The organism is Shewanella gaetbuli (genome assembly GCF_023284065.1).
GTDB lineage: Bacteria > Pseudomonadota > Gammaproteobacteria > Enterobacterales > Shewanellaceae > Shewanella > Shewanella gaetbuli.
The window spans coordinates 161,780-181,181 of sequence record NZ_JAKIKP010000007.1 but is presented as its reverse complement, the minus strand read 5'-3'; the positions used below and the strand labels follow the sequence as shown (position 1 = coordinate 181,181).

Genomic DNA, 19,402 nt, shown 5'->3' with positions numbered 1-19,402 from the left:
TAAATATGCCTAGAATAACTTTTTTCTTATTTTTCACCGCAACACTTTCATTTTTTGTTTTATCCTCGGATGTGTTGTCTTTGTTTGGTTATAACTTTCTTTTGGAAGGAGGTTATTCGCTTTATAAACTTCACCCTTCTTTTTATATTTTATTTTTTTCTGTACTATCTTTATTTCTCTATAGAGGTGGCCCTCTGTTATTATCCACCTTGTTAATTCGTTATAATTTTCATTTTTTATTTTTGTTGTTGTTTCTTTGCTTTTTTTATCAGGTTTTTCTTTTAAAACAGCCAATGGCAACTACTCTAATAACTTGGTTTACGCCTCTTTTAATTTTGATGATGTTTTTCAGTCTTACATCTGAGCAGCAGGTTTATATTAATAAAATATTGCTGAACCTAATTACTTTTAATGCTTTTATTGGCTTGTTTGAATACGTAATAGGTTCAGGAATAGTTCCTAAGAATTATTATGACTTAGAACAGGGAGCTTTTGTTGATGTTTCAGAATGGGGGTTTGAGCGATCTTCTTCACTTTATGGCCATCCATTAATTGCATCATTTGTGTCTGCTGTTGTAGTTGTAGGCTTATTTTCAAAAAATCTCCATTTCAAATTATCCATATCAGAGAAGGTTTGTTTATCCTTGTCCCTTTTATCCTTGCCTGCATTTGGTGGTAGATTTTCGATTTTAATTTCTATTTTTGTGTTGTTAGTTTTATTTTTTATTTGGTTTTACTATTTTATTTCTGGGGCTGAGGTTTTTAGGGTTAAAATAATTTTAGGAATGGTTTTTATTGCAATGTTTCCTTTTCTAATATTGTTTTTATTCAATCTTGGTCTTTTCGATTTATTGATTCTACGAGTTACTGATGATAATGGAAGTGCCGAAAGTAGATTGACTGCTTTGTATATTTTATTTGATACACCTTTGAAAGAGCTTTTATTCGGTGATTTAAACTCTGACTTATACTTTAGGCAGTTATTATATGGCACAAAATATGGGGTTGAATTATCTTGGGTTGCTTCGATTTTGCAGTCTGGATTATTAGTTACTTTGATTTTTATCTTTGTTTTATATTGTGTTGTAAAAGTGTTGTATATTTACATTGGGCCTCATACTTTTTTTAGTTCCTTTGCTTTCTTGTTAATTTCTTTTTCTGGAACAGGTTTGTCTTCTAAAACTTTAATGCTATCTCAATTTGTTTTAATTTCAATTTTTATCTTAAATGTAAAGAATGAAAGTTTTGTCAGAGCTTAATTACACTTTATCGAGGTTTTAAAAATGATTTTACCAATAATAATGGCTGGTGGCTCAGGCTCACGTTTATGGCCTTTATCTCGCCAGCAATTTCCTAAACAGTTTTTAACTTTATTTGGCGAAAATTCAATGTTGCAAACAACAGCTAATAGATTAGCTGGGCTTCAACATAAACCGCCGGTAGTTATTTGTAATGAGGAACACCGTTTTTCTGTTGCTGAGCAGTTTCGATTAAACAATATTGACAATAGCGGCATTATTTTAGAACCGGTAGGGCGCAACACTGCTCCTGCTATTGCGCTAGCTGCAATGTTGGCTATTCGCAATGGTGAAGACCCATTAATGTTAGTGCTAGCTGCAGACCATGTTATTAAAGACGAGCCTGCTTTTTGTCATGCAGTAAACCAAGCAATTCCATTGGCACAGCAAAACCAGTTAGTGACTTTTGGTATTGTTCCAACACAACCGGAAACCGGTTACGGCTATATACAACGCGGTGCATCGCTTGCTGATAATTTAGGGTTTGAAGTAAATCAATTTGTTGAAAAGCCTGATTTAGCTACCGCAGAAAATTATCTTGCAACGGGTAATTACTACTGGAATAGCGGCATGTTTCTGTTTAAAGCCAGTGCTTATTTAAAAGAGTTGAAACAATACCGTCCACTTATTTATACCGCTTGTGAAGCATCATTAGCTGATACTACTCACGATTTAGATTTTATTAGAATTAATCAAACCGTGTTTGAAACGTGCCCGGATGAATCAATTGACTATGCCGTTATGGAAAATACCCAACATGCGGTTGTGGTTCCTATGGACTGTGGCTGGAGTGATGTTGGTAGCTGGTCAGCATTATGGGAAATTCAAGATAAAGACGCAGATGGTAACGTATTTAATGGCGATGTCATTGGTATTAATACGCAAAATTCCTATGTAAAAGCGTCTGAAAAATTGGTCGCCACTATCGGTTTAGATGACGTTGTTGTCGTTGAAACCAAAGATGCCATTTTAGTGGCCAAACAGTCAGAGGTTCAACAAGTTAAGAATGTGGTTGAGCAATTAAAAAGCCAGCAAAGAAGCGAATGGCAGCATCATCGAGAAGTATACCGCCCTTGGGGTAAGTATGATTCTATTGATAATGGTGGCCGTTTTCAGGTTAAGCGTATTACGGTTAAACCTGGTGCTAAATTGTCTGTTCAAATGCATCATCACCGCGCCGAACATTGGATTGTGGTATCAGGTACCGCAAAAGTCACCAATGGTGATAAAGACATTTTATTAACTGAGAATCAATCCACTTATATACCTGTGGGTGTTGTTCATGCACTTGAAAACCCTGGTATCGTTCCACTTGAATTAATTGAAGTGCAGTCAGGCTCATACTTGGGCGAAGACGATATTGTCCGTTTTGAAGACCGTTATGGGCGCGTTGATTTGGAGTCTGCATCATGTTAAATACCCATGATGTTATAGCCAACAGCGGTATCACCTTTGGAACCAGTGGTGCCAGAGGCTTAGTAACTGATTTCACCCAAGATGTATGCGCTGCATTTACGGTTTCTTTCATCGAAACCATGCGTTTAAGCTTTGAATTCACCACTATTGCTATTGCCATTGATAATCGCCCAAGTAGTGAAGCAATGGCAAAGGCGTGTGCCACAGCCGCTGAGCAAATGGGTACGCAAGTGGTTTATTATGGGGTAATACCTACCCCAGCATTAGCTTTTCAGGCGATGGAACTTAACATTCCTTCTATTATGGTTACTGGAAGCCACATTCCATTTGATCGAAATGGGCTTAAATTTTATCGCCCCGATGGTGAAATTACTAAGCAAGATGAACAGTCAATTATTAATGGTCAGTTCAGTTTTTCTTCATTAACGCATCTGGCAGCATTACCAACAGACTCATCTGCTGAAGAGGCTTATATTGCCCGTTATGTTAGCTTATTTGATACTAGCTGGCTTAAGGGTAAGCGGATTGGTATTTACCAGCATTCTAGTGCTGGGCGTGATATTTACCCGACTATTTTTGAGCAATTAGGTGCAGACGTTATTTTAATTGGCCGCAGTGATACCTTTGTGCCTATTGATACTGAAGCCGTGTCTGACGAAGATTGCCAAAGGGCGATTGACTGGACTCACAAGTACCAATTAGATGCCTTGTTCTCTACAGATGGTGATGGTGATCGACCAATGCTAGCTGATGAAAAAGGCCACTGGCTTTGTGGAGATATTTTAGGGCTACTAGCTGCTAAAGCATTAAACATAAGTGCGTTGTCAGTGCCTGTCAGTTGTAATTCAGCCATTGAGTTATCTAATTATTTCGATTTTGTGTTTAGAACCAAAATTGGATCGCCTTATGTTATTGAAGGCTTTTCAACGTTAAATGATGTGTATTCTTCATTTGCAGGGTTTGAGGCTAACGGCGGATTTTTACTGGGCAGTGATATTGAGGTCAATGGTAAAAAATTAGCTGCGTTGCCTACACGTGATGCGGTATTACCGGTATTAATGGTGTTGTTTAATGCCAGAAACTCTTCAGTAGTTGATTTACTCCAAGCTTTACCCAGCAGGCATACCCACAGTAATCGACTAACTGAGTTTGCTAATGATAAAAGCCGAAAAATTATCAGCTTTGGTAATAGCCAACCTAAAAAGTTATTACAAAAGCTTAAGTTAGAAGCTGACAGTTTAGTCAATATTAATACTGTTGATGGTTTACGTTGTACATTAGCAAATAACACCATAATACATTTAAGGCCTTCTGGTAATGCACCAGAGTTTAGGTGTTATATCGAGAGTGATTCAAAGCAAAAAGCCATTGAGTTAAATGAATTTGTATTAACCCAATTATCGTCATTAGATATGATGGAGTTGAACAATGCATAAACCATCCAACTTTAATTACAATCAAAGTAATTTTATCCAACGATTATTAGATTCAGCTTTAGTAATTTTATCATTTTTTATTATGTTGAATGTCTATAACGTTCCTTTTAACCGTGACTATTTTTTATTGTTAGTAACTTATTTATTTTTATTTAGTTATTTAAGTGAGTCGGTAGGGGTTTACCGTTCTTGGCGGTTGGGTAAGTTTTCACATATGTGCCGTTTGGTGTTGTTTTCGCTGGCAAGTGCATTTTTAATCATGATTCTTATTATGTTTTTAATGAAATATGCTGAAACGTACTCACGAGTGGTATTAATTGGCTGGTTTTCTTTATCTACAGTGTCATTAATTACCTCAAGATTAATTATCAGAGAAACAAAACGCATCAGACGGGCTAAAGGCTATGGTATGCAAAATGTTGCTATTGTTGGCCTAACTCAGTCTGGTATTCATTTATATCGTGAGATTGAAAAACATCAAGAGCTCGGTTTTAATTTTGTTGGTTTTTATGATGATCGTGAGCCTAAAAGATTAGGCGGTTCAGAAACTAGCTTAATTAAAGGTAGTGTTAACGATGCTGTTGGTATTGCTCAGTTTGGGAAAATTCAAAAACTGTATGTTTGTTTGCCTATGGTGGCAGAAAAACGTATTGCCGACATTATTGAACAGCTGGGTAATACCACGGTTGATGTATTAATTACCCCTGACTTTTTACTTAAAAACTTAATGCAAGCACGCATTGGTAGTGTAGGGGAGGTTGATACTATTAGTGTGTTTGAGTCTCCAGTAAACGGTATGAAGCGTTTTTATAAACGCAGCTTTGATATTGTGTTTAGCTTTTTAGCCATTGTGGGTTTGTCACCTTTATTACTGGTAATAGCAGCTGCCATTAAACTGAATTCTCCTGGCCCAGTTATTTTTAAACAAGACAGATACGGCCTTGATGGCCGAAAAATAAAGGTGTGGAAGTTTAGGTCAATGACCGTAACCGAAAACGGCGGCAAAGTGACCCAAGCTAGAAAAAATGATAGCAGAATTACTAATGTGGGTGGTTTTTTACGTCGCACTTCTCTTGATGAGTTACCGCAGTTTTTTAATGTGCTAATGGGCGATATGTCTGTTGTTGGCCCAAGGCCTCATGCAGTTTCGCATAATGAGGAATACCGCAGCTTAATCACTTATTACATGTTACGCCACAAAGTGTTACCGGGCATTACTGGCTGGGCACAAATTAATGGCTGGCGCGGCGAAACTGAAACATTAGATAAAATGGAAAAACGCATCGAATTTGATTTGGCTTACATACGTAATTGGTCAATCTGGTGGGATGTTAAAATTGTCATTATGACGGTATTTAAAGGGTTTGTTGGTAAAAATGTCTATTAATATGGAACTACAGGGATAGAGTTAATTATGAAATTATCTACTAAGTTAAATTATGTCACCGCATCGGTACTGATGGCATTAAGTTATCAAGTAAGTGCAGCAGATGAAAAAGCGGGTGTCATTAAAACCGAATCAGGTTTTGATTTAACCCCTGGCGTTAATGCCAGTTTAAAGTATGACGACAACATTGCCAGCACCAATACTGACCAACAAGAAAGTTGGATTTTAGCGGTAACCCCAGCCATTCAAGCACAAATGTTAGATGGCAATAATACCTATACCATTGAAGCGGGTCTTGAATACGGTAACTATTTTGACAGTACTGACGATAACTATTTAGATGGATTACTACGTGGTGCTGCAGAGGTTGAGTTTAATCAATCAAACCGTTTAAATGTTGATGCTGCGTACATTTATGGCCATGAAGATAGAGGTACCGGTATATTTGAAGGTATTGGTGGATTACAAGACGAGCCAAACCAATTTGATATGTACCATGCCGGTGGTTATTACGAATATGGCGCCCGCACAACACCAGCCAGAGTACGTGTAAATGCCAAGTATTTATCTAAAGAATACACAAACTTTGAAGACGTAACTCAATATCGTAATTATGACGATGCCATTTTTGGTGCCACGTTTTATTACGATACCCGCGCCTCAACCAGCCTTTTATTAGACTACCAAAACACGACTACCGCTTATGATGTTGAAGACCCATTTGGTGACCGTGATAGTAATACCCAAGACCTGCGATTAGGTGTGGAGTGGGAGGCTACTGCTACTACCGAAGGCTCGGTTAAAGTGGGTTATCAGAAAAAGTCATTTGATAATGCTGACCGTGAAGATTTTTCGGGTATTGCGTGGGATGCCAAAATTACCTGGACACCTTTAACTTACAGTCAGTTTGATTTTTCAACTGGTAGCAGCAGTAAAGACCCTAATGCTTTTGGTGATTATGTTCGTGCAACCACTTATGGTTTTAAATGGGACCATGACTGGAGTGAGTTAATTGGGACGACTTTAGCTTATAACCGTAGCGTTGATGATTATACGGGGATAGAACGTGAAGATATCAGCAACATGTATACCGCATCGGTTAATTTTTCAATTTTACGTTGGGTGACTTTAAAAGCGGGGGTCGATATTTCTGATAACTCATCTACCGAGCAACGTTATGAATACGACCGTAATGTATATTTTTTAACTGCTGAAATGACACTGTAGTTCGGGTAAATAATGATCAAGTATTTTTCATATTGTTGTAGTTTTATTGTTTTACTGTGTTGCTTTACTGCAAAAGCAGATGAAGCCGTGGTAATAAATGACAGTTACCGCCTGGGTGCGGGTGACACAATTATTATTCAAGTTTATGGTGAGGAAGAACTCACTTTAGAAACCCAAGTAACCAATAGTGGCACCATTAATTATCCGTTTTTAGGTTCGTTGACCTTAAACGGCCTAACCATTAAGCAAGTTGAAAAACTGATTTATGACGGACTTAAAGGTGACTACTTTGTCGAGCCTAGCGTATATGTGGGTATGGTAGAGTATCGTCCGTTTTATATTCATGGTGAGGTTAAAAAGCCTGGGGGCTACCCGTATCAGCCGGGGATGACGGTTAATCAGGCCATTGCCTTAGCGGGTGGTTTAACGGAAAGAGCCTCACAAGAAAAAATACTTATTTCTCGTGAAGGCACTAAAATCACCACCGAACAAGGCACCATTAACAGCAAAATTAGTGCTGGCGACACCATTACGATTGAGCAGAGATTCTTCTAAATGATTGCAAATAATAATATTAATAATGATAAAGCGGTTCAGTTAGAGCAATTAATTGATTTCAAGAAGCTTGTTCAGCCGGTGCTTAAATTCAAATGGCGAATTTTAACCTTTGCTTTATTAGTCACGGCCTTAGTGGTATTTGTTGTGTTAAGCATGACGCCAATCTACAGCGCCAACTCCACTTTGTTAATCGAGTCAGAACAAGCTAAAGCTATTGGTATTGATGAAGTTTATGGTATTAACTCTGGCCAGCAAGAATACTATTTAACTCAGTTTGAAATTATTAAGTCACGCTCAATTGCTGAGCGAGTGTTTAATGAATTAGATTTAATTAATCACCCTGCATTTAATCAGCCTCCTAGCTTACTAAGCCAAATAAAGTCTTCTTTAAACTTTATCCCTACTGAAATGGTTGACTCGCCTAATGATAATAGTGCCATTATTAAACAGAACCTGATTGATGGTTTTGCTAAAGGCATTAATGTATCTCCGGTTAGAAAAACCCAGTTGGTTAATATTAGCTATGAAAGCTCTGACCCTGAATTAGCCGCATTGGTGTCAAATGCCATTGGTGATACTTACATTTTAAGCCAATTAGAAGCCAAATTAGGTATTAACCAAAAAGCCAATGTGTGGTTAGGTGGTCGTTTAGAAGAGTTACGCTTAAAGTTGGATGAGTCAGAAGACAGGCTTGAACAGTTTAAAGTAAACAATGGCTTGGTAGATGTTGAAGGGGTTACCGCTTTAGATGCAAAAGAGTTAGAGCGATTAACTGACGAAATTGCATTAGCTCGTTCACGTAAAGCACAGGCCGATAGTTTTATTGAGGTGGTGCAAAAGTACGGCACATCTGATGTAAGCCGATTAGAAAGCTTGCCAGAAGTAACGGCGCATCCTTCAATTCAAAACGTAAAACGTGAAGTGATTTTAGTTGAGCGTAAAGTGTCTGAGCTTCAACAAATTTATGGCCCTAAACACCCTAAAATGATTGCCGCTAATGCTGAATTGCAATCGGTACAGAAAAACTTATCTTCACAAATAGCTAAACTGATTCAAGGTATTGAAGAAGAAGCACAAACCGCAGCACGTAAACTGGCCAATTTGCAGCAACAATTTAATCAGTCTAAAGGGTCTTTCCAAAACTTAAGCACCATTGATACTGATTACCGCCGCTTACTGCGTGAGGTTGATACCAATCAGCAATTATTTGAAAGCTTTTTAGCCCGCCAAAAAGAAACAGAAGTAACGGGGGATTTTGACTCTCCTGTAGCGCGTTTTACTGACCGCGCCGTTGTGCCGTTAAAACCCGTTAAACCTAAAAAGAAAGTGATTGTTATATTGGCCTTTATTGCTAGCTTAGGCTTGGGCGTGGTTGTGGTATTAATTTTAGATGCCCTTAACGACACGGTTAAAACTTCAGATGATGTTGAAAAACAATTATCGCAACGTGCATTAGGCTTTATTCCTAAAGCGCATAAAAAAGCTACTTTTGACGATATTAACTTTGCCTTTTTTGACAAAGACAACCCCATACATGCCGAGTCTGTAAGAACCATTAGAACCTCTATTTCACTTATGGCAATGGGAGAGCAACTGCAAACTATTGAGGTAACGTCTTCAATTCCTAATGAAGGTAAAACTACCACTTCGATGAACTTAGCATTTGCCTATGCCGCCATGGAAAAAGTGTTAATTATTGATGGCGACTTGCGTAAATCAAGCTTAGGTATGCGTTTTGGACTACCTAATTATCAACCCGGTTTAGCAAACGTACTTGCCGGTACAGACGCATTAGAAAACTGTATTGTGAGTGAGGTTAAAAACAACGTAGATGTGATGCCTGCGGGGGCGATTCCGTTGAATCCACAAGAGTTATTATCTTCTGGTAAATTTGCAGAGTTATTGACCGAACTTAAAAAGACCTATAGTAAAATTATTATAGATACCCCGCCAGTACATGCGGTAAGTGATGCATTAGTGATTTCTGCGCATTGTGATGCTTGTGTTGTGGTAGTAAAAACCGCCCATAGCCGTAACGAGGCTGTAAGGCTTACCTTAGCTAAATTGAATCAGGCTCGTGGTAAAGTGTTAGGGGTGATTTTAAATCAGTTTTGTGCCAAAGATGCTAGATATAACGATGATCAATATAGTTATTATCAAGCTTACGGAAGCGATTACACGATTAAAGATGTCACAACAATTAACCCTAATGCAGTTGACCATAAAAAGAGTGCCTAATAACACCTATGATTGATTTGCATTGTCATATTTTGCCTAATATTGACGATGGGGCTAAATCGATAGATGAAGCCCTAACGTTAATTGAATTAGCGCAACAACAAGGGGTAACCAGAATGGTGGCTACCCCGCATATTCACCTAGGTATTTTTGATAACGATTTAGCTAAAATAACTGCGGCTTATCAATTATTACAGGCTAATTTACCTGCAGATAATAAAGTAGATATTCGGGCTGCTGCTGAAGTGCGCATTTGCCCTGAAATTATGATGTTAGCTGAACAAGGTAAACTGCCTTTTATTGGCCAATACGATAATAAAAATGTGTTGTTACTAGAGTTACCTAGCAGTCACATTTTGCCCGGTACCGATAAATTGATTAACTGGCTTAAACAGCAAGACATTATTTGTATGATTGCTCATCCTGAGCGTAATAGGGAATTACAAGCTCATCCAGATAGGATTAACCCTTTTGTAAAACAAGGCTGTTTGTTTCAATTAACCGCCGCATCGTTACTGGGTGACATGGGTGAAAAACCTTTGGCGTTAAGTCAGCAATGGATATCGCAGCAGTTGTATTCAATTATTGCTTCTGACTGCCATTCTATTAAGCGCAGACCGCCAAAATTACAGCAGGCGTTTGATATAACTGAGCAACGAGTTAATAGCGAGTATGCTGAAAAGCTGTTGTATTCAACGCCTAAAAGGATTTCAGATGCGCTTTTTGAAGCAGCTATATGATTAGATTGAATATCTGAGTTATTCAACATTAGTTTTTAACATTCATCCACATGGAATTGTGACATTGTCCCACCATAAATCGACAACTTCTACAGTACGTCAAACCTCAGCTAATAAGCTTAAACCCAGTAAGCTTAAACTTAGCAAGCTCACCTTTAGACGCTTTGTTTATGCAGGCTTTATTGTGTGCTTGCTTTGTTTACTGCCTTTTTTATTTCAAAAAGGTATCGCTAGTGCTTACCATTTCAAATCTAATTATTATCTTGACCAATGGCAGTCTGGTAAAGCTATCGATGAATTACAATATTCCAATGCTTTATTAGCCAGCGACTATGCCGCGAGTATTGACGGTAATAACCCCCATTATTTGTTAACCCAAGCCAAAGTGATGGAGTGGGGCATTCATGCGGGTTTTGCCGTGGCCAATAACGATAAGTTTAATCAGCTATATCAACAAGCAATTGCATTACGCACAGTATGGCCCAATGCCTACAGTGACTATGCCTACAACTTGGCCTTTATTCAGCAAGACTTAGCTAAAGCATGGCCGTATTTACAATTAGCGGCCAAGTACGGGCCTTATTCTCCAGACGTGATTCGGCAAACGCTGGCAATAGGTTTGGCTAATTGGCAACAGTTAGATGGTCATCAGAAACAGTATATTTTAAAAACTTCTGTTTTGGCCGCCCAGACTGATTGGAAAATGCGATCTGCTTTTAAAGATTTAGTAACGACATATCAACTTGAAAAAACCGTGTGTTTATATATTAAATTTCAAAAACAACCCATTTCAGAAAGTTCAGTCGGTTGGTTAAATCAATATTTGTGTAAGGGTTTTCCGGTAACCGTATCGAGTAATACTCAACCTGTATCTGATGAAAATGCATCAGTAAGTGAGCCGTCGTAATGGGTCATAATGTTGTACGCTCACAAAGGCTAAATCATATTGTGGTGGTGTTGCTGTGTAGTATTTTAATTTGGGCACCCATTCCTTTGGGAAGTAACCGAATTTGGGCGTTGTCATTATTAGAGCTAATGATTTTTAGCCTAGGCATTTTGCATTTGGTGAATTGTTATCGCTATAACAGTTTGTTGGTAACTTACCGTTGGCAAAAACAAATAGTGTTGCCATATTTGCTGTTAATCGGTTATTTGTGTTTGCAAATGCTTGAGTGGGTGCCAGCCATTGCAACGGTAGACAGTTACCAAACTAGCCAGCAAATATTAAAGTCAGTGGCCTATTTAGTGTTTGCGGTGTTGATAAGTGAATACTGTCAATCTGAGCGTCATTTACGTTGGTTGCTGGTGGCGATAATTATTTCAGGTTGCTTACAGGCATCATACGGTACAATTTTAAATTTGTTAGCGTTAGAGGCTTCGCCAATATTTGGTTACGCCGACGGTGACCGAGCCCGTGGGTCTTTTGTATATCAAAATCACTTTGCTAACTATTTAGGCTTATGTTTATGTATCGCCTTTGGTTGGTTAGTGTCTGAGCTTAAAACTCATAAGTCTGAGTTCGATATTTCTAAGCTTTTAGTGTCAGCATTATCAACCTTATTTAGCCGAAAATTGATATTAAGATTATCGATCATCATTATGGTGATTGGACTTATTTTAAGTCGTTCAAGAATGGGTAATGCAGGCTTTTTTACCGCATTAGGAGTGATGTCAATATTGGCGTTAGTGATTTATCGCCGCCCGCCAACCTACTTAAAACCATTAGTTATCAGCATTTTTATTCTTGATTTAATTATTGTTGGCTCAATATTTGGTGTTGAAAAGGTAAAACAACGGATTGCAGATACCAGCTTTGCCGCTGAAACCCGTGACCAAGTGGTGATTGATAGTATTCCCATCATCAAAGAACACTTATTAACCGGTACTGGCGGTGGCAGCTTTTACGCCATATTCCAAAATTACCAACCTCAGTTTTACTCAGGGTTTTATGACCATGCTCATAATGAATATATACAATTTTTAGTAGAGTATGGCGTCATTATTACCGTGCTGCTGGGGTTTTGGCTGATATATGCGCTGTGGTTAGCTTGCAGAACAATGTACCTACGGAATAATAAGTTTTACAAAGGCATAGCGTATGGTTGTGCGATGGCTATTTTGTTTATGCTTATTCATATTTCGGTCGACTTTAATCTACAAGCACCCGCCAATACCTTATTATTCATTACCATATTAACTTTGTGTTGGCAGGTTCGCTATTTACCCACAACAAAGATAACGAATTAATAGATTATTAAACTTTAAAAATAAGGACTTTTTATGAAAGTAGTGATACCAGTAGCCGGCCTTGGAACGCGAATGTTGCCAGCAACAAAAGCTATACCCAAAGAAATGTTGCCTTTAGTGGATAAACCGTTAATTCAGTACATTGTTGATGAATGTGTGAGTGCGGGGATTACTGAAATTGTATTAGTGACTCATGCCAGTAAAAATGCCATTGAAAACCATTTTGATAAATCATACGAGCTTGAATCAACGCTAGAAAAACGGGTTAAGAGACAGTTGTTGCATGAAGTTCAGTCAATTTGCCCTAAAAATGTCACCATTATGCATGTGCGTCAAGGTGAAGCAAAAGGCTTAGGCCACGCGGTATTGTGTGCTAAACCTTGTATTGGTGAAAACCCATTTGCTGTGGTATTGCCAGATGTTATTTTAGATAGCTATTCGGCAGATCAACGCACTGAAAACTTAGCTTCAATGATTGCCCGCTTTAAAGAAATCGATGCAAGCCAAATTATGGTTGCTCCTGTTCCTGAGGATCAAGTGCATAAATATGGTATTGCAGACTGTAACGGGGAAGATATTATTCCTGGACAATCTGCACAAATAGCTAAAATGGTCGAAAAGCCCAAAAAAGAACAAGCACCTTCTAACTTAGCGGTGGTTGGACGTTATGTGTTATCTGAAAAAATTTGGGAACTGCTTGAACGTACACCACCAGGGGCTGGTGATGAAATTCAGCTAACTGATGCAATTGATATGTTAATTGCTTCTGATACGGTTGAAGCATTCAATATGACGGGCAAATCACACGACTGTGGCGATAAACTTGGTTACATGAAAGCCTTTGTAGAATATGGCTTGCATGACCCTAAGCTTGGTGATGTATTCAAAAAAGAACTGATTGCGTTGATAGAACAAAACTAGGCTATTGTGGCTTAGTTAGGTTATGACTTAGTTAGATTACGACTAAGTTAGTAGAATATCGCCATAGTGATAAATTTAATTTTTAATAATTTATCACCAAGTTGCGCATCAAATCGCCATTTGAGCGCAACTTGATAACTTTTACTTGCATGCATTAGTTATCACACTTAATATAGCGTCCGCTCTGTAAGGAAATACTGTTTTTACAGAATGTACACCCGTAGCTCAGCTGGTTAGAGCACTACCTTGACATGGTAGGGGTCGGTGGTTCGAGTCCACTCGGGTGTACCAATTTTATTTCCTCAAGCACTTCAAATATACACCCGTAGCTCAGCTGGTTAGAGCACTACCTTGACATGGTAGGGGTCGGTGGTTCGAGTCCACTCGGGTGTACCATTTCTTATTATTATTCAATAGCTTGCAGGTGTGCGCTTCAGTATAGCCAAACCTGTTTCTGTGCCATAAAGATAAAATCTGGTGCCAAATCATATTATATTCTAAAAATTCTATTTTCTTAAAATAAAATTTCATCATCCGCATATTAATTCTTTCAAAGTCTAACTTTACCTCAAAAGCTTGAAATTCTGGTTTTGTGCCCATTTTGTGCCAAACATGTTGGCACGAACAATTTTTTTGTCATAAATCTATGACCACCACCCTAAAAGATTCTCATTAGTATTTTGCCTTTAGATGTAGCTAAATTTCTTATAAATTGGTACCAATCATGATGTAAAGTAAATTTAGACACATTCGCTAATTGTTAATTTAGCAGCGGTTCAGCTTTGAATAGTGAGTTATTGTAACCCTCCCTTAAAATCAGAATGTTTTAAATAGAGTTTTCCATTTACACTAAACCAAATGGAGAATCACATGAAAAAGACACGTTTTACTGAAAGCCAAATTATCAACATCCTCAAAGAAGGCGAGTCTGGCGCAATGTCGGTGCCAGAGTTATGCCGCAAACATAATGTGGGTCAAAGTACCTATTACAAATGGAAATCTAAATATGGTGGTATGCAAGCCTCTGATTTATCTCGCATGCGGGAATTAGAAGCCGAGAACGCTAAACTTAAAAAGATGTTCGCTGACGTCAGCCTACAAAACATGGCACTCAAAGATATTGTTGAAAAAAAGCTATAAAGCCAGCAGAGCGAAAAGGGTTAGCCCATTATGCCATTAATGAATTTGGCCTAGGTGTTGTGTTGGCTTGTGATGCGTTAAGTATCAGTCGTTGCACATTTTATTATCAACTCAAACGTATCGATGATAATGACATCATTGAAGCAGTATCTGACATTGCTGAAAAACATAAGGCTTATGGATTTCGCAGGATATTTAAACGGCTACGACTCCTCGGGCATAAATGGAACCATAAATGTGTGTACCGTATTTATTGTGGTTTGAAGCTTAACTTACGTCGAAAAGGCAAAAAACGCTTACCTTCTCGTGAGCCAGATCCGCTGGCTGTTCCAGCCAAAGTTAATGAGTGCTGGTCGATGGATTTCATGAGCGATAACTTATTTTCAGGAAAATCGTTTAGAACGTTTAATGTCATTGATGGTTATCATCGTGAAGCTTTAGCTATAGAAGTGGACTCAAGCTTACCTGCGCAACGGGTTATACGTGTACTTGATAGAATAGCTGCCTATCGCGGTTATCCAAAGCGTTTAAGGCAAGATAATGGGCCAGAGTTTATTTCACATGCACTTGAGATTTGGGCTGAGCAACATGGCATTAAGTTAGATTTTATTAAGCCTGGGAAACCTACACAAAATGCGTATATAGAACGATTCAACCGCACTTATCGAAATGAAGTATTAGACTGTTACTTGTTCAATAGCTTGACTGAGGTAAGAGAAGTCACAGATAGTTGGATTGAAGAATATAATTATGATCGGCCACATGAATCACTGAATGATTTACCGCCCAAATTGTATGAGCGGTTAAATGAGGAAAACTCTCTCAAAATATGATCGATATAAGGGATGGTTACACTTAATTTGTATAATTGTCAAAAATAGGTTGTCGAATATCGCCTTGCTAGGATGTAGCTAATTCGCGACTGAACACAAGCCAAGATACGTAAACACTGAAGCTAACCAAACCAAAAATTCCAAATGTTTACTGTCACTGTTAAGCAATTTGCTATTATTAATTTGCACGCTGGTATTCTAACCAAGATTTAAGGAGAAGTGCTCTTTGTTTAATAATTGGGCTTATAGCTTCACTAGCATCACCTGCTCTCATAGCAATATACATAGTGCCAATTTTATCTTCGTATCGTCCATTCAACAATAGTCTATTAAATGCTATCGAATTGTCCCTTGTTTTTAGCCAAGAGATTTGGCTATTCTTCAAGGTCGACTTACCATCATCACTTAAATTTCTATAAAGTAGCTGATAATAAAAGTTAAGCTCTCTATCCCATATTTCATAATTAATAAAGCACCTAACTGCAAGAGAGCCACCATAACTGTGATCTAAACAGTTTTGGACATAATCGCCTATATACTCTTCAAATTCTCCAACAGAAGAAAAGTCCTTAAGTGTCAAAAATTCATCAATTGATTTTTCCTCAAATGATTGTGCATACGTTGTAAATGGCACTACTAAAAGTAGAGCAAGTAACAGAATTACTCTCATGTATGATTTCCCCAATCAATATAACGCTTTGCTTTATAGATGGCATTTTTCCATCTTTGGATTCCGTCTATGTTGCTGTCATTAATTTTGAAACTCAATAGATATCAGAATCTTGTGTGAGTATACATACATTTTAGAGGTCGAACCACGGAAAAATTCGTATAAGAGTTAGTGTCTGGGAAAATACACCTACCTATTTATCTTTGCTTGATATTCCACGGTAGTAAAGGCTCAACGTCACTTGGGTTCTCCGCCAAGCCTTGCAGGCAATTAGCGATATACGTATGTACGACTAGGTCGTTGGCCTTCGCTGTTTCTATGAGACTAAAAAGGATTGCGCTGGCACGTGCACCACGCGGGGTATTTGAAAATAGCCATGCCTTGCGACCTATCACAAAGGGTGTAGTGGTACGGTTAATTTGGCCACCTAGTTAGAGGTGATATCTTCACCTCATAAGTTAACAGGAACTAAAATAATACAATTACCTGTTCTTAAAGCTAGGCAGTGGTTGCTTTATCGATATAAATATAATCCATGAAACGAGTGAAATTATTGTTAGGAAAAATTTATATAAAACTTGTAAGAGAAGGAATAATATCCATTGTTCTCATGAATTGTTTGAGCGACAATAGGCGCATGTCCCCTTAGAAAGTAAGCTACTCTTATAGCTTCATAATTTATATTTTTATGGTTTTTAATACATTCTTCATCTTTCTGAACGTCTTCTAGAGCATCACGTATTTCATGGATAGAGAAATACGTCAAACAACGAGACATAAAAGGTTCTGCGGAGTTCATGATTTCTTCTTTTGTTCCGGAAGCAACAAACTTTGTTAAGCCCTCGCCAGTCGCAAAGTATTCTGCATAGCCTATGTATTTATCTGTCATTTATAAATTCTCCAAAACATTAGTTAAAGACTGTTCAATCTGTATATTAGCTTGCCATTTTTTTTAGTGAAAAAGTAATGCGTTGGTAGTTCTTCGAATTGCTTTTTTACAAAGTTCGATTCTGCTGAGGTACGGTCAGCCTGCTTAAGAACATACTCCATTGCGTATCGAGTTTTATGGCCATATGGTTTTGCCGCAAGTAATTCACTTAATAGTGCAAAAACCTTACTATTTTGAGTGCCTAGTTCCCCTAAAGGTTTTGCAAGAATAGCAAAGTTAAAACTTTCATGGGGGCCAGCAACATAGGAATCAGTTTTACTGTGTAAGGCGGGATAGATTTTACCTATATCATGAAATAGCCCAGCAATTAAGCCTGTCTGACATTCTATTTCGGAATGTTTTAAGTGCTTTGCGTTATGATAAGTCATTTCAGCGACCTCAATACTGTGTTCAAACAAGCCATTTATATTAGCATGATGATGAGCATAGCTGGCTTGAGATTGCATAAATGCATTTAGAATTCTTGCGTTACTTAGAATAAAATCAGTAAATGGCTGAAGTTCTGAGTAAGTGATAAAACTGATGAGTTTTAAAAACCGACCAACTAAGTTTTCATTTTTTGGATCAATCATGTTAACTAGCTGAAAATATACATTTTCAGAGCATTGGGTATAAATTGGTTTAATAGAGCAAATTACGATATTTCCCTGACTATCGTGACCGAATACTATTTGAGCCAATCCACAGCTTGTTTGACTAGTTCTTGCTATTTCGGCTGAAGTGATAGCATGCATCGTTTTATAATTAGAGATAAACTGACAGTTAGCCGTTGGTAAAGAGCCACTTATTTTAATGTCTTTAATCCACACAAAAATTGCCTTATTCATCACACAACTCCTCAATAGCGATAAAGTCTGTTTGTTTAATCAGTAGGTCAAAGGCGCTACCATCTTGTCGTGTAGCATTCGGCACATAGCGGCTGTAGACTTCAAAAAGCATCTTTGTGGTGCTGTGACCCATTTGCTTTGCTATCCATTCAGGGTTTTCGCCAGCGGCCAACCACAAGGTGGCACAGGTATGTCGAGTTTGATAAGGCCTTCTTCTTTTCAAGTTCACCTCATTGAGAGCCGGATACCATATGCGTTTGGTTACATTCCGGTGTTCTAGAGGATTACCATTCGCATTACAAAAAACATAAGCATTATTGCCTGTTATAGAGTATTGGCGCTTTAACGCATCCACAACGGGTTGAGACAGTTGAATACAGCGATAAGATGCCGATGTCTTGGGTGTTTCCACATTGCCGTCAACCAGTGTTTCTTGAATGAGTATTTCCTTTCGTTCAAAATTGACAAATTGCCATTTCAAACCATCAATCTCTGCTGTTCTCATGGCAGTAAAAAATCGCACAATATAATAATCACGGAAATCAGCACGAACGTTAGCAAGGAAACGTTGGACTTCAATTAGGCTAAAGGGCTCAATCGGAGTCTTATCAATTTTCAATGGTTTAATATTGATGAACGGTGTAGGAAACTCATAACGCATTGCCGATTCATTCAAAATACCTCGTAGAGGTGTCATCACATGGTTGATCCAGTCATTACTGAGTTTATCTTTTACGTTAGAGCGTTTGGGGCTAGCAATTGCCGCCCTAAATTTGATTATTTGAGCGCGAGTAATCTCATCAAGCCTAACTTGACCAAACACAGGTAATAAATAGTTCTCAACAATCATTACTACATTCTTGTAATGACTTTTCTTCCATTGGATTTTATTTTCAGCAAGCCACTCGTCTGCAAACTCTCCAAATTTTGGAATGTTAGATAAAATGTGCGTGGTCAAAGGGGCTGTATTTTCTGATATGTATTGCTCGACTTTTAAATCATAATCCCAAAAAGCAGCACACTTCGAACTTGAGGGGAAATAGTTCTTAAAAACAAACCTGTTTAAGCGTATTTCAGCTTCTATAGTAGTTAAAATGCTATTTAGCTTGGCTCGATTTTGGCGGTTATCAATTAAAAGTGTTTGTTCACGACATCGAATGCCTTGATAAGTGAAATCAAAAAATAATTTTCCACTGCGAGCTCTAATGCTAGCCATGACAAATACCTCCTCTCGCCATTGGAACAAGCACTTGAACAGACTTAGATTTTTTAAATAGTTCCCTTTCTATTTCCTCCCAAATATAAAAAATCTTACGACCACCAAAAGGTTTAATGTAATGAACCCCCTCAATGAAAACATTATCTTTCAATGTATGGTTGATATATGGTGCACTAAACTTTATTCTTTGAGAAAGTTCTTTAGCATTGAGTAACGTTTGTTTCATAGCACGCTCCAAATGTTCCTAGTGTAGTAAATATGTTCCGCATAGGAACATTAGAGCATTTGTTTATCGT

General features: G+C 38.0%; 17 protein-coding genes, 2 tRNA genes and 1 pseudogene. 14 read left to right on the top strand and 6 right to left on the bottom strand.

Annotated features, from left to right (window positions below; all coding sequences use genetic code 11):
* The first annotated feature begins 5 nt into the window (after positions 1 to 5).
* The 14 genes from L2672_RS11150 to L2672_RS11085 all read left to right on the top strand — a co-directional run bounded on the left by L2672_RS11150 (position 6) and on the right by L2672_RS11085 (position 15,441).
* Positions 6 to 1,259, top strand: coding sequence for a VpsF family polysaccharide biosynthesis protein (locus L2672_RS11150; protein WP_248995927.1), 1,254 nt, complete (start codon positions 6 to 8; stop codon positions 1,257 to 1,259).
* 24 nt (positions 1,260 to 1,283) lie between these two features.
* Positions 1,284 to 2,714, top strand: a complete 1,431-nt coding sequence (locus tag L2672_RS11145; RefSeq protein WP_248995926.1) for a mannose-1-phosphate guanylyltransferase/mannose-6-phosphate isomerase — start codon at positions 1,284 to 1,286, stop codon at positions 2,712 to 2,714.
* Positions 2,708 to 4,150 carry a phosphomannomutase gene (locus tag L2672_RS11140; protein WP_248995925.1) on the top strand — a complete coding sequence of 481 codons (1,443 nt, stop codon included), beginning with the start codon at positions 2,708 to 2,710 and terminating at the stop codon, positions 4,148 to 4,150. The genes L2672_RS11145 and L2672_RS11140 overlap by 7 nt, the downstream gene beginning before the upstream one ends.
* Complete coding sequence (locus L2672_RS11135; RefSeq protein WP_248995924.1) at positions 4,143 to 5,537, top strand: undecaprenyl-phosphate glucose phosphotransferase; 1,395 nt, start codon at positions 4,143 to 4,145, stop codon at positions 5,535 to 5,537. The genes L2672_RS11140 and L2672_RS11135 overlap by 8 nt, the downstream gene beginning before the upstream one ends.
* A gap of 27 nt (positions 5,538 to 5,564) precedes the next feature.
* A complete protein-coding gene (locus L2672_RS11130; protein ID WP_248995923.1) occupies positions 5,565 to 6,764 on the top strand; it encodes an outer membrane beta-barrel protein in 1,200 nt (399 codons plus the stop codon).
* Between the two features lie 12 nt (positions 6,765 to 6,776).
* Positions 6,777 to 7,319, top strand: coding sequence for a polysaccharide biosynthesis/export family protein (locus tag L2672_RS11125; RefSeq protein WP_248995922.1), 543 nt, complete (start codon positions 6,777 to 6,779; stop codon positions 7,317 to 7,319).
* Positions 7,320 to 9,560, top strand: coding sequence for a GumC family protein (locus tag L2672_RS11120; RefSeq protein WP_248995921.1), 2,241 nt, complete (start codon positions 7,320 to 7,322; stop codon positions 9,558 to 9,560).
* Between the two features lie 8 nt (positions 9,561 to 9,568).
* The gene (locus L2672_RS11115) at positions 9,569 to 10,300 is read left to right on the top strand and encodes a tyrosine-protein phosphatase (protein ID WP_248995920.1); all 732 of its coding nucleotides are present in this window, start codon (positions 9,569 to 9,571) and stop codon (positions 10,298 to 10,300) included.
* Positions 10,301 to 10,364: 64 nt separating this feature from the next.
* Complete coding sequence (locus L2672_RS11110) at positions 10,365 to 11,207, top strand: hypothetical protein (RefSeq protein ID WP_248995919.1); 843 nt, start codon at positions 10,365 to 10,367, stop codon at positions 11,205 to 11,207.
* Positions 11,207 to 12,547 carry an O-antigen ligase family protein gene (locus tag L2672_RS11105; protein WP_248995918.1) on the top strand — a complete coding sequence of 447 codons (1,341 nt, stop codon included), beginning with the start codon at positions 11,207 to 11,209 and terminating at the stop codon, positions 12,545 to 12,547. Before L2672_RS11110 ends, L2672_RS11105 begins: the two co-directional genes overlap by 1 nt.
* Before the next feature lie 33 nt (positions 12,548 to 12,580).
* On the top strand, positions 12,581 to 13,468 hold the full coding sequence (galU, locus tag L2672_RS11100; protein WP_248995917.1) for a UTP--glucose-1-phosphate uridylyltransferase GalU: 888 nt from the start codon (positions 12,581 to 12,583) through the stop codon (positions 13,466 to 13,468).
* Positions 13,469 to 13,682: 214 nt separating this feature from the next.
* Positions 13,683 to 13,759, top strand: a tRNA-Val gene (locus L2672_RS11095).
* Positions 13,760 to 13,787: 28 nt separating this feature from the next.
* Positions 13,788 to 13,864: transfer RNA gene (locus L2672_RS11090), tRNA-Val, on the top strand.
* 474 nt (positions 13,865 to 14,338) lie between these two features.
* Positions 14,339 to 15,441 (top strand): IS3 family transposase gene (locus tag L2672_RS11085; protein ID WP_248995916.1). Its coding sequence is split into 2 segments (ribosomal slippage): positions 14,339 to 14,603 and positions 14,603 to 15,441, totalling 1,104 coding nucleotides; the frame shifts between segments, so codons are not numbered across the junction.
* 178 nt (positions 15,442 to 15,619) lie between these two features.
* Here the strand turns inward: L2672_RS11085 and L2672_RS11080 are convergent.
* The 6 genes and pseudogenes from L2672_RS11080 to L2672_RS11055 form a co-directional block, all read right to left on the bottom strand.
* Positions 15,620 to 16,111 (bottom strand): lysozyme inhibitor LprI family protein, encoded by a 492-nt coding sequence (locus L2672_RS11080; protein ID WP_248995915.1) that lies wholly within the window; start codon positions 16,109 to 16,111, stop codon positions 15,620 to 15,622.
* 197 nt (positions 16,112 to 16,308) lie between these two features.
* Positions 16,309 to 16,524: pseudogene (locus L2672_RS11075) on the bottom strand (transposase domain-containing protein); the annotation flags it as partial.
* Between the two features lie 143 nt (positions 16,525 to 16,667).
* A complete protein-coding gene (locus tag L2672_RS11070; protein ID WP_248995914.1) occupies positions 16,668 to 17,000 on the bottom strand; it encodes a hypothetical protein in 333 nt (110 codons plus the stop codon).
* Between the two features lie 23 nt (positions 17,001 to 17,023).
* Positions 17,024 to 17,887, bottom strand: a complete 864-nt coding sequence (locus tag L2672_RS11065) for an HD domain-containing protein (RefSeq protein ID WP_248995913.1) — start codon at positions 17,885 to 17,887, stop codon at positions 17,024 to 17,026.
* The gene (locus L2672_RS11060; RefSeq protein WP_248995912.1) at positions 17,880 to 19,103 is read right to left on the bottom strand and encodes a site-specific integrase; all 1,224 of its coding nucleotides are present in this window, start codon (positions 19,101 to 19,103) and stop codon (positions 17,880 to 17,882) included. The genes L2672_RS11065 and L2672_RS11060 overlap by 8 nt, the downstream gene beginning before the upstream one ends.
* Positions 19,096 to 19,332, bottom strand: a complete 237-nt coding sequence (locus L2672_RS11055; RefSeq protein ID WP_248995911.1) for a hypothetical protein — start codon at positions 19,330 to 19,332, stop codon at positions 19,096 to 19,098. Before L2672_RS11055 ends, L2672_RS11060 begins: the two co-directional genes overlap by 8 nt.
* Positions 19,333 to 19,402 lie beyond the last annotated feature (70 nt).